The organism is uncultured Boseongicola sp., from assembly GCF_937988555.1.
GTDB lineage: Bacteria > Pseudomonadota > Alphaproteobacteria > Rhodobacterales > Rhodobacteraceae > Boseongicola.
The window spans coordinates 1-11,440 of the sequence record NZ_CALJXO010000262.1; the positions used below are offsets into that span (position 1 = coordinate 1).

General features: G+C 55.5%; 12 protein-coding genes. 6 read left to right on the top strand and 6 right to left on the bottom strand.

From position 1 onward, the window contains the following. Positions 1–204 precede the first annotated feature (204 nt). Positions 205–636, bottom strand: a complete 432-nt coding sequence (locus Q1B15_RS15770; RefSeq protein WP_299755339.1) for a DoxX family protein — start codon at positions 634–636, stop codon at positions 205–207. A gap of 111 nt (positions 637–747) precedes the next feature. Here Q1B15_RS15770 and Q1B15_RS15775 point away from each other — a divergent pair, with 111 nt between their 5' ends. Then, the gene (locus Q1B15_RS15775) at positions 748–1,653 is read left to right on the top strand and encodes a LysR family transcriptional regulator (RefSeq protein WP_299755341.1); all 906 of its coding nucleotides are present in this window, start codon (positions 748–750) and stop codon (positions 1,651–1,653) included. A gap of 127 nt (positions 1,654–1,780) precedes the next feature. Here the strand turns inward: Q1B15_RS15775 and Q1B15_RS15780 are convergent, their stop codons facing one another. Both Q1B15_RS15780 and Q1B15_RS15785 read right to left on the bottom strand, forming a co-directional pair. Next, a complete protein-coding gene (locus Q1B15_RS15780) occupies positions 1,781–1,993 on the bottom strand; it encodes a hypothetical protein (RefSeq protein ID WP_299755344.1) in 213 nt (70 codons plus the stop codon). An 80-nt stretch (positions 1,994–2,073) separates the two neighbouring features. Next, on the bottom strand, positions 2,074–2,385 hold the full coding sequence (locus Q1B15_RS15785; protein ID WP_299755346.1) for a hypothetical protein: 312 nt from the start codon (positions 2,383–2,385) through the stop codon (positions 2,074–2,076). 222 nt (positions 2,386–2,607) lie between these two features. Here Q1B15_RS15785 and Q1B15_RS15790 point away from each other — a divergent pair, with 222 nt between their 5' ends. The 5 genes from Q1B15_RS15790 to Q1B15_RS15810 all read left to right on the top strand — a co-directional run bounded on the left by Q1B15_RS15790 (position 2,608) and on the right by Q1B15_RS15810 (position 8,016). Continuing rightward, positions 2,608–3,504 (top strand): sulfotransferase domain-containing protein, encoded by an 897-nt coding sequence (locus Q1B15_RS15790; protein ID WP_299755349.1) that lies wholly within the window; start codon positions 2,608–2,610, stop codon positions 3,502–3,504. Positions 3,505–3,870: 366 nt separating this feature from the next. Continuing rightward, a complete protein-coding gene (locus tag Q1B15_RS15795; protein ID WP_299755352.1) occupies positions 3,871–6,237 on the top strand; it encodes a Tn3 family transposase in 2,367 nt (788 codons plus the stop codon). A gap of 8 nt (positions 6,238–6,245) precedes the next feature. Further along, entirely contained in the window at positions 6,246–6,863 is a 618-nt protein-coding gene (locus Q1B15_RS15800; protein ID WP_299755355.1) for a plasmid pRiA4b ORF-3 family protein, read from the top strand. A gap of 119 nt (positions 6,864–6,982) precedes the next feature. Then, positions 6,983–7,540, top strand: a complete 558-nt coding sequence (locus tag Q1B15_RS15805; protein ID WP_299755359.1) for a recombinase family protein — start codon at positions 6,983–6,985, stop codon at positions 7,538–7,540. A gap of 137 nt (positions 7,541–7,677) precedes the next feature. Further along, positions 7,678–8,016: a hypothetical protein gene (locus Q1B15_RS15810; protein ID WP_299755361.1), complete on the top strand. Its 339-nt coding sequence runs from the start codon at positions 7,678–7,680 to the stop codon at positions 8,014–8,016. A gap of 157 nt (positions 8,017–8,173) precedes the next feature. Here Q1B15_RS15810 and Q1B15_RS15815 read toward each other — a convergent pair whose 3' ends face one another. The 3 genes from Q1B15_RS15815 to Q1B15_RS15825 form a co-directional block, all read right to left on the bottom strand. Further along, entirely contained in the window at positions 8,174–9,019 is an 846-nt protein-coding gene (locus Q1B15_RS15815) for a sterol desaturase family protein (protein ID WP_299755364.1), read from the bottom strand. A gap of 45 nt (positions 9,020–9,064) precedes the next feature. Further along, positions 9,065–10,471: a multicopper oxidase domain-containing protein gene (locus tag Q1B15_RS15820; RefSeq protein ID WP_299755367.1), complete on the bottom strand. Its 1,407-nt coding sequence runs from the start codon at positions 10,469–10,471 to the stop codon at positions 9,065–9,067. A 164-nt stretch (positions 10,472–10,635) separates the two neighbouring features. Then, on the bottom strand, positions 10,636–10,998 hold the full coding sequence (locus Q1B15_RS15825; RefSeq protein WP_299755370.1) for an SHOCT domain-containing protein: 363 nt from the start codon (positions 10,996–10,998) through the stop codon (positions 10,636–10,638). Between the last annotated feature and the right edge of the window lie 442 nt (positions 10,999–11,440).

The following is an 11,440-nucleotide window of genomic DNA, read 5'->3' on the forward strand; positions in this document are numbered from 1 at the left end:
ACAGAGTCGCTTTCGAGATCACAGCTGTAGAGGGGCATCTCAAAGTCTTTGAGATCGATCGGGGTGACATCGATGTCCGCGTCTCGGGCAATGCTCGCAGCCAAAGTTGAGCGTTTTTTGTTGGTCGACGCGGTCCGCGCGCGATCAAGAACATAAGAAGTTTGGGCATGGTCTTGGCTTTCTGATTGCGCCTAGGGGGTCGCACTAGGCCTTTAAGATCTGCGGGACAAAACCGTCGATTACTGGCAGTTTGCGCAGAGCGAACGGGCCACTGCCCTGGAGGGCAACTGCGACTGCAAGTAACACCAGCAGTAATGGGAATTCCCAGCCGCCACCTTCTGCACTGAACACCCAATTGTTGCCCGCATGCACCCAGAGCGCACCCAGCAGCATCGGGATCGAGAGTAGCGAGGCCAGCCGCGTATAGAGCCCCAAAAGGATCACTGTCCCCCCCGCGATTTCGGCGAAGATCGTCAGATATGCTGCGATTGGCGGCAATCCGAGGCTGGCAAAAAAGCCGACCGTTCCAGGAATGGTGAAAACCAGCACCTTCAAAAGGCCGTGGGCCAAGAGGATGCCGCCAAGGGAGACGCGGGTAATGAATGCGCCGTAGTTTGGGTTGGTTTGCTTTGTCATTGTTTTGTTCCATATGTGCTTGGGTCTGTTGAAGGATAGATTGCATACCGCCATAGATTTGATAATACTTTCTTTTGGAAGATCACTCATTCCATTAGGTTGATAGTGTAGATGGATCATGTTTCCCGCGTCGGCGTCTTTATCGCCGTTGTAAAAGCGCAGAGTTTTGCAGGTGCTGCGCGGGTGTTGGGCATTACCAGTTCGGCAGTATCCAAGCAGATCCAAAACCTTGAGCAGGATCTGCAGGTCAAGCTGCTCAACCGCACAACGCGAAACGTCTCTGTTACTGAAGAAGGGGCGGTCTATTATGAACGCGCTGCCCGCGCGTTGGAGGATTTGCAAGAGGCGCGAGAGCAGATTTATGATTTGAAATCGCGTCCAAGGGGACCGTTGAAGATAAGTTTTCCGCAGAGCCTAGGTATCAAATATTTTGGACAAGCAATTGCATCTTTTGCGGCGGAATATCCCGAGGTTGAGCTGGATGTGAGCCTAGATGAGCGCTTTGTCGATATCGTGAATGAGGGATTTGATCTGGCGGTGCGCATTGGTTCACTTAAAGATACATCCCTTATTGCACGCCGAATGGCATCTTGTCCGTTTGTGATATGCGCAAGCCCTGGTTATCTCAAAAAGCAGGGCACACCTAAAATGCCCGACGATCTTGCGCACCATAATGTGTTGGCGTTCACCGGAAATAGCGGACTGCACGAGTGGCGTTATCAGGACGCGACTGGCCAGCACGGCCAAGTCGGCTTGAGTGGAAACTTCAAATCTGATTCCGGGGATATACTATGTCGTGCGGCATTAGAGGGCGTCGGCATCGCCATTCTTCCCGTTTTCTACGTTGCCGAGCATATCAAAAACCAAGAGTTGCACGCGGTGTTATCTCACTATGTGACATCGCCCAAACGGGACATCTACGCCGTCTTCCAACCAAACCGCTTTCAGTCCACGCGGCAACGGTTGTTCGTGGATCATCTGGTTTCGACTTGCAAACAACTGCCGTGGGAAAGCTGACGCAACAACGATAGAAATGCCGGGGTGTTTAGCTGGCCGAAACTCGACATCCATTTTGGAGAGATCGCAGTGAACGGCGGCTATAAGACCAAAAAATGCTAATCTCAACTTGGCCTTGAATGACGACTTACAAGACTTTGAACACATAGACCTTAGAGGTGACGTCAGGCTCTATAAAGTAGTAGGAGCGAAATATCAGTGACTGATCGACCATTTTCCAAGCGCCGGTTTCAGAAAATGCGTCGACCGCCTGTTTCAGCTCTTGCTCTGGATATGGTTCGGCACGGATGTTGAAAATAATGTGGCCGCCGGACCGGGTAATACGCATAAACTCGTCCATACATTTTCCGGAAGATGATGACCTAGATCGTGCTCGTAAAGCCGCTGATAGGCCGATATTTTCTCGGCGAATTTGAACATTTATGGAGATGGATCAGAGACTGCGATGTTCTGAAATCCCACGAGATCCAACAAACCGCCAACGATCCCGGTGCCACAAGCGGCGTCATGGATAGGCCCGTCATCAGGGTCGACATGGGGCGCGATCATCGCACAGCCATTGGTCGAAACCTTGTATCCGTTGCCAAGGTTTTCGGCATCATAGCCTTCCGCCCAACCATCATAGGCAGAGCGCGCGACCTCAGCATTTTCCAAGCCATAAAACTTCCTTAGCTTCTGATTGCTTTCGGTCTTGGCCGTCACTGTGCCGCATCTTTCAAAAAGGTCAGCCACCTGTTGGGGCTAGCAAACACCGTATCCCAACTCTTCCATTTTTTCAAAACCAGACGTTGGATCCGCTGCTGCGAACAGCGGTTCAAAGTTCCGCATGGCGGACTTTAGTGCGGCCGGCAGCGAAGGCCCGCTTGGAGCCCAAACTAGACATCACAGGTCTCGGCTTGCTACGGTGTTCCAAAGAGACGAGCAGTCATTCACAAGGGCGGAGCTCCAGCAAACATGTCCACTGATACAGCCATTCTCGCTCCGGCAGGTCGAAGCTATCGTGGCGACATCACTGATCCCGACCGCTGGGCTACCTGGAAGCCAAACAAGGGCGATATCTTGGTCTGCACCCCCCCCAAATGCGGCACGACTTGGACGCAGACAATCCTTGCCATGCTCGTCAACGGAGGGCCGGACCTGCCCCAAAAACTGCCAATCCTGTCACCTTGGGTTGATGCCGATTTAGGAATTTCGGCCAAAGAGGTCTCTGTCACGCTCGCCGGGCAGAAAGGACGGCGGGTCGTCAAGACGCACACCCCTGGCGATGGCTTTCCGATTTGGCAAGATGTCGTCGTCATTGCTGTCTATCGCCATCCGCTCGACGTGTTCTTTTCGTTGCGTAAGCATGCCGCAAACATGAAGAATGCCGAGGAAGATCATATCATGCGCGCGCCAATTCCGCAGGCGATCCGTGCATTTCTTGAGGGCGCGTCAGACGTGAATGATTTTGATCGTGATACGCTCGCGACATTGGTCCACCATTATACGGAAACGGTTCTCTCAAGAAGATTTCCAGACCTCCGGCTTTTTCACTATTCTGACATGATACGGGACGGGCGGACCACGGTAGCGAGGCTGGCTAAAGCGGCTAATATTGATGCCGACGCCGCCTTATTGGATGCTGTCACCGAAGCGACGGCTTTTGGTGCGATGAAGGCAAACGCAGCGAACTATGCGCCCGTAGGTGGCACCGGGTTTTGGATTTCTGATGAAAGTTTCTTCGATTCCGCCAGCTCCAAGAAATGGGAAGGCCAACTGAGTGAGGATGAGATCGAACTATATCACGAACGACTGGCCAATCTGATCCCAGACAATCGGGCACGGGCCTGGTTGGAGAACGGAGACGGATAGAGAACCGTAGGTTTGTTTTGTCTTGGGCATGAAATTCAAAGGTCGTTAATTCCCGCTTAGCAGACCTTGGTGAATCCCGCAGCAAAGGTCGGCTTTGAGCGGCGGTCACAATTGATCGACGCAACACTTGCATTGAAACGCTCGGCGGCCGTTTCGTATCCCAGCGTCATTCGGGTCGTTCGTTAAGCTGTCTGGGCGACAGCACTCAGCTTGGCTTCCCTATGTGTCAACAAATCCGTCCCTTTTTGGAAGTAGGCCTAGCTGGCCCGAAGCTGCATATTTGGGCTTTTGAGAGAACATATGCGAAACAAGTCGCTGGTTGACGGGCTGTCCTGATGCAGGACGATGCTATCGTCTGAAGGTGTCATGACGGAGCAAGCATTTGCCACTATTTGGGGGCTTTCCTATTCCGATTTCGAGTTTCTGAGCCGGTATGGAGCGAAGTCCCGGGTCATGGTTGCGTGCCAGCTGCTTTTCTTTCGCCAGCATGGCTATTTTCCTGAGGACCGTTCTGCGTTTGATCCTGATGCGATCGAGTATGTTGCTGATCAAATTGGTATTGAAGACTGCCTTGCTTATAGCTTTGCCAGCTATAATGCCCGCCGCCAGCGTGCGGGCATTTTGGGTTTCCTTGGAGTCCGCCGGGCATCTGAGCGTGATCGCGCTAAACTTCAGGCATGGATGGGGAAGCACCTTGGCGGTCGCGACCTGAACTTGGCGGATTGGGTTGAGCGCGGCTATGCACAAGCCTGTCAAATGGGCGTTTTTGTTCCTTCGGAGAAAATCATGGAGCGCCTGGCCCACGCGTCCCGTCGTGATTTTCGCAAAGGTTTTCTGGCGCAAGTGGGATTACAGCTATCGGTCGAGACTATTGAGCAGTTGGAATGGGCGCTTTCTGAACCTTTGGCGGAAACGGGTTTTCAGCGGCTGAAGGACGATGTTGGTGCCGCATCGTTAGACAGCGTGTTGCGGGCGGCGCTGAGGGTGTCCTTTGTCGAGGGGCTCAATCTTCCGCTTGATATTCTAGTTGGCGTTGAACGCTGTTGGGTTTCGCGCCTCGCACGGCAAGTCGAGGGCGAAACCGCCTCAGAGATGCGTCGCCATGCGCTTGAGCGACGGTTGGGGCTTCTTGCCAGCTATCTGATGCATCGCAAATCACAGCTGACCGACGGTCGGATCGAAGATGTCATTTACCCTATCGCGGGCGCGGCCAGGCTACATGCTGTTATCGAAGAACATCGGACCAAGGGTACGCTGGATGCGCGCCGGGATACCTACTACGCTGATCTGGGCTTGTCGCAGGATGCGAAGAGCCCAGTAGCAGGTGTGAAAGCAGAATTGGAACGGGAGCTGCACCTGCTGAATGCAACCTTGCCCGACAATGACAAGGTGCGCCTGAGGTGGAGTGGAGAGAACCCTATTTCGCTTACGCCGTTGACGCCGGTTCCTCAGCCGCCCGGCCTGGGTGCGTTGAAGGCCGAGGTCGCCCGAGCATGGCCAATGACGGGCCTACTTGATGTTCTGAAGGAAACGGCCCTCGACACCGGTTTCTTAAACGGCTTTCAAACCTCGGCCAGCCGGGAGGCGCTTCCTCCGACACTTCGGGATCAGCGCTTGCTGCGCTGCCTCTATGGTTTGGGCCCGAATGCGGGCTTGAAACGCGTAGCCGCTGGTTCACCCGATGTCAGCTATGATGAGCTCTTGCACATTCGGAGGCGGTATATTGATCCTGCTGCTTTGAAGGCGGCCTGTGCGCAAGTTTCCAATGCGACGCTTGCAGTCCGAAATCCAGATGTCTGGGGACCGCCAGGCACGACTTGCGCAGTGGATTCAACCAAGTTCCGGGCGTGGGATCTCAACCTGATGACCGAATGGCACGCACGCTATGGCGGGTGCGGCGTCATGATCTACTGGCATGTCGAGCGGCAAGCGACCTGCATCTATTCCCAACTGAAGCGCTGCTCATCCTCTGAGGTCGCCGCCATGATCGAAGGCGTTCTGCGGCACTGCACGGATATGGAAATCCAAAGACAGTATGTCGACAGCCACGGCCAAAACGCCGTTGGCTTTGCCTTCTGTCACCTTCTGGTCTTTGAGCTTGCACCCCGCCTGAAAGCCATCGCGCGTCAGAAGCTTGCCCTTCCCAGTGCGGGCATGCGAGGGCAACTGCCCAATCTGCTGCCCATCCTGTCAGGTGTTGTTGATTGGGACGAAATTGAACGTCAGTATGACGAAATGGTCAAATACGCGGCGGCCAGCCAGCACGGGACGGCGGACCCTGAGGCCATCTTGCGCCGGTTCGCACGTTCAGATGTGATGCACCCTACCTACAAGGCGCTCGCCGAACTGGGTCGCGCCATCAAAACGATCTTCCTATGCCGCTATCTGCGCTCTGAGGCGTTCCGTCGGGAAATTCACGAGGGGCTGAACGTCGTCGCGAACTGGAACAGCACCAATAGCTTTGTGTTCTTCGGCAAAGGCGGTAAGATCGCCACCAACCGTGTGCGAGATCAGGAAACCGCTGCCCATGCGCTACAGCTGCTGCAATCATCTCTGGTCTACGTGAACACCCGGATGATGCAATTCGTCTTGCGCAACCCCGACGTGGTCGCGCGTCTGTCCCCCGAGGACTATCGCGGCCTTTTCCCGCTCATCCACCTCCACATCAACCCCTATGGCCGGTTCGAGGTCGATCTGGAAAAGCGGATCGATTTCGAACCCATGGCCGCATAAAGGCACTCATGGCGAAGAAAGAACCCCAAGTCCTGTGTTTGAAAATCACCCTTGGGTATGTCGACCCCGCACCGTGGCGTGAAATCGAGATCCGGTCGGACAAGACCCTGCCGCATCTGCATGACGCCATTCAGGCGGCCTTCCTGTGGAACGACATGCATCTGTGGGATTTCGAGATTGGCGACCGGAAATACCAGATGAAAAGCGAAGAGTTCTGGATCGAACCGATGTTCGGCCCGCCTTTGATGGAGGTCACCACGAAGAGGCTGGACTTCTTTTTGAACAGCAAGGTGCCGCCTGTGATCTATACCTACGATTTTGGGGATGACTGGGTGCATCGCGTCGAACTCGTTTCAAAGCGTTCGGTTGAGCCGAATGAACTGCAGCCACGTTTTGTTGCTGGTCAGTGGGCAACACCACCGGAGGACATTGGAGGCCCGCCAATGTACGAGGTTTTCAAGGAGGCACGTACAGATAAAAACCACGCGGAACATGAATGGGCCAAAGAGGGTGGATACGTCGATTGGGATCACATCGAGATCCATGCCGACGCTATCGCCGAACAATTCTCCAAACTGCAGAAGCAGAAACTACGACGAACCTCACACTGGGTTCGGGAGAGATGAAGTGTCATCATGGGTCTACCCATGGGGACACCTTCAATGACACTAGAGCAATCCACTTTTGTGTTCACTTTGGGCCGATTTCTCGATAATGAACAAGCCATGTCGAGGGCACACCCAAAATGAACACTTATCAGGCCAAAATCGGATATGCGCAGACCTCGACTGCGGATCAGAACCTCGATGCGCAGATTGCCGCCCTGAAAGCAGCCGGGTGTGGCATGGTCCGCACCGAGCAAAAGAGTGGTGCCAGCCTTGAGGGGCGGGCCGAGCTTAGGACGATCCTCGACTTCATCCACTCAGGTGAGACTCTGGTGGTCACCCGTATCGATCGGCTGGCCCGCAGCCTCAGTGACCTGCAGACAATCGTCGCCCAGCTGAAGTCCAAGGGCGCGCATCTGGCCGCAACAGAGCAGCCAGTGGACACCTCAAACGCCACGGGAAAGGCCTTCTTTGACATGCTCGGTGTTTTTGCCGAGTTCGAGACAAATCTGCGGCGTGAGCGGCAAGCCGAGGGCATTCTCGCTGCCAAGCAGCGTGGCGTGTATCGCGGCCGCCTCCCGAAAATCGATATGGCCACCATTCAGGCGAAGCTGTCAGAGGGCATGTCGCCTACGGAAATCGCACGTGACATGGGAATATCGCGGGGCACTGTTTATAAAGCAAAGGCTTTGATGTGAAAAAAAACAAGACAAAGCAGCGGCCTCCAGTGGCAAAGCCACCGGCCCAAACAAACACTAAAGTACCACCCCCGCGCAATCTGACGCCCCCGCTCTGTGAGAAACTGCGCCGGGACATGATGCAAGCGTGTCTAAAGGTGGCGGAGACGCACGGGTTGACGGTTGAAGGCGGGGAGCTGAGTGACATCGACTTGCGTCATGGTTTTGACATCAGCTTCCGCGTCGGTATTCCGATGCCAGACGGCGCGATCTATTCCCCGGACAAAGCCCTTTTTGAAGTCCTTGCTCCACATTTTGGCCTTGAACCATCTGACTATGGACGGCCCTTCAGATTGCGTGGAGACCTCTACCGGATTGTGGCAATCAATCCCAACAGACCAAAGTACCCGATTAGCACTGAGCGTGTTTCCGACGGGCGCGGGTTTAAGATGCCAGCCGAAACCGTCGTAATGTATCTGCAGAACTCCAGCGCCTGACTGTTCACATATTGATTCCGTCGGAGCCCAAATATGCAGCTTCGGGCCAGCTAGGCCAAGTAGTGTCGCATCAGACGATTGGTATTTTCACGAACTGTAGATTTCCCTCGATCGCAGGCGCTCCATAACGGCTGACCAAAGGGCCGGCGCTGTGCGCTCAAAGCTTCTCTTCCGTCTCACGGTTGATCGGATAGCCGCTTGCCGGGCCTTTAACCGGCTGAACCAGCATCCGGTCGAGCCACAGTTCGCGCCTTGTGCGAAATTGCTCGATCCCGATCGACATTCCCTCATGCCCTGCTGCCGGCTGCGCCTTGTACGTGCCGAGTAGCCTGTCCCACCAAGGGAGGTTAAAGCCAAAATTACTGTTCGTTTCTTCCGGTCGGATCGAGTGATGGACGCGATGCATGTCAGGTGTGACCACGATCAAGCGGAGGACTCGGTCCACAAGCGTCGGCAGCCGGATGTTGGAGTGATTGAACATCGCAGTTGCGTTCAACAGAACCTCGAAGATCAACACCGCGACGGCGGGTGGCCCCAATGCCACGACCACCGCCAACTTGATCCCCATCGACAGCAGAATTTCGACCGGGTGAAAGCGCAAGCCCGTGGTCACGTCAAACTCGAGATCCGCGTGATGCATTCGGTGCAACCGCCAGAGCGCGGGGACAGCATGGAACATCACGTGCTGTAGATAGATGACCAGATCAAAAACGATCACAGAGACGAGGATTGCACCCCAGCCGGGAACGTCGATGATATTAAACAGACCCCAGCCCTGGCTCTCTGCCATCACCGCCAATCCGACCGCAAGGATTGGAAAACTTAATCGCAACAAGATCGTATCAACCACCACTAATGCCAGATTGTTCGTCCAGCGGATCAATCGTGGGATTTCCTGCCGTCGCCGCGGCGCAGCGAGTTCCCAAGAGGCCATCACCACCAAAACGCCTAGAAACACTGCAAGGCGAAGTTGCGGTTCGGCGGCAAGAATGGACTCGGTCATTGGCATTGTCGGAGCTTCTGTGTTGCGGTCCGCGCGGCGCGGACTTCAGGTCACGGTGAACTGACCCATCATACCAGCATCTTCGTGTTCAAGGATATGGCAGTGGAACATGAACGGTGTCTCGCGGCTGGCGGGTTGGTCAAAACGGGCGAGGAGATCGGCTTCTCCCGGAACGAGCACAGTATCCTTCCAGCCGATGTTTTCCGGTCGTGGCGGCGCACCATTCTCGCTCACCACCCTGAACCGGACGCCATGGACGTGGAGCGGGTGGGCAAGCATCGTGCTGCGAACATGCCAGCGTTCGACGGAACCGAGGGCGACTTCGAAATCTATACGGCGCATGTCGAAAGGACGCCCGTTGATCGCAAAGCCACCTCCTCTCATCATCCCACCCATGCCCATATCCAGCGAGACCTGCCTGGTGTTTACCTCAGCTCCCAACAGGTCTTCGAGCACACCGTCCAGTTGCTCTGGCAGGCGGCCGATGCGCGTAGGCAGCGTCGTATCGGTCGCGAACTGCAGAATCCCATAGGACTGGCCCGGATCGCTCATCAATATGGGAGCGTCGCCACCCGAAAAATCGACAAGGATCTCCGCCCGTTCGCCCGGGGCAAGGCGAAGCGTGTCCAGCGCTACCGGCGCTGGCAGGAAGCCGCCATCTGTTGCCACCAGATGCATTGGGCGCGCGTCATCGAAGAACAGCGTGTAAATGCGGGCGTTCGAGCCGTTGAGCAGACGCAAGCGCGTGATCCCTTTTGGCACGACCGCCGTTGCGCCTGCCTGGCCGTTTACGAGCATCCGATTGCCGGAGAAGCCGTGCATCACGTCCATCCTTGAGGCGGAATAGACCATTCGACCCGCCGCATCGAACCGGCGGTCCTGCAGAACCAGCGTTAAATCGTCGATGCCGTAGGCAGACGGCAGGCCGCGAGCATCGTCCTGCCCGTCCCTCACGTGGATGACCCCGGCCAGCCCAAAATACACCTGCTCTGCAGTTTGTTCGTGGATATGCGAGTGATACCAGACCGTTGCCGGATCCTGCGCAATTACCATCTCTGGACGCCATGTCTCGCCAGTCGCAATAGGAAGATGTGGTCCGCCGTCATGCTCTCCCGGCACCAAAAGGCCGTGCCAGTGCGCGCTGATGGGATCACCGAGCGTGTTTTTCACCTCAGCGGCCAGCTCGCCGTTTTGAACGACGATGGTCGGCCCCAGATAGTCCTGATTGAACCCAGCCGTGGGCGTAGTGGCGCCTCCGAGAAAACTGGTGCTCCCGGCGCTTGTCGTCAGAGCCAAGCGACCGGTCGCCCGGGTGTCGAGAAGCGGCGGCATCGATAGACGCGTCAAGGGAGCCTTTGATTGGGCAAAGGCGCGCCGGGTGGGCAGCTGCGAAAGGGCCCCCGCGGCCCCAAGCATTGCGGACGATGAAGTCAGGAAGTGGCGTCGTTTCATTTTGGCCTTTCGATGCCGGGATGGGGTTATGAAGATGCAAAAACCCTCGAGATGGGGCCTTAATAGTCAACACATTTGACAATTTTGACCGCAGTTCAGTAGGCGGCAAAAGGGGCGGCCCCAGCCTAGACAGGCGCTGGGGAAACTCTGGCCGCAGATCCAGATCAGTCAGCCAGCAATTTCTTGCGTTCCTCGAATTCCTTGGAGTCGATCTCGCCCTTTGCGTACCTTTCCTTGAGGAGCACGATAGCCCGGTCATGCGCAGCATGACCGTTTCCAGCCAGTCCGGGCCCGCCGAACTGCCGCATAAGATAGATGACCCCCGCAACGATTCCGACCAAGATCAGAATCATAAAAACTGGCCCGAGAAACATGCCAAAACCACCCCATTGGCTGTCGCCCCACATCATGCCATGTTCGTGAGCATACGAACCGTAACGGTCCGGGATTTCCCCGACCTGCGCCATGCCAGACGTGGCGGCAGCGCCGACTAGGGCGGTCAGGCTCGCAATTGTCTTGAACTTCATCTTATAGCTCCTCTTGCATGGGATTCCCTCTAACCACCTGTTTCTCATACAGAGAAATCAGCGCGCGATTCCTGATCTGGATCAAGTCGGCAGTTCCGAAATCCGATATCGTATTTCGAAGTCTTCCAGGCGCGGATCCGATCCCATGGCGTCGATGCAGGCGCATAAAAAATCCAGAGCTGCACGCGGTCACAGGTCAGTTTCGCGATCTCCCGAAGAAGGCAGTAGAGGCTATCTGAAAACAGAAGGAGGCGCGCAAACTCTAGAGACATACGGCTAGTCAGAAGATTATAGTTTCTAAACTAGTGCGTCGCGTCGCCATATTTGACAGCGTTTGAATTTTCTGAATCACTTCAAAAACACTTTTGGAGGTTTTTTGGATGGGCAAACGTGGACCCGCAGTGAAGTATGTTGTTCGGCTTAGTGCAGATGAGCGTGCGCA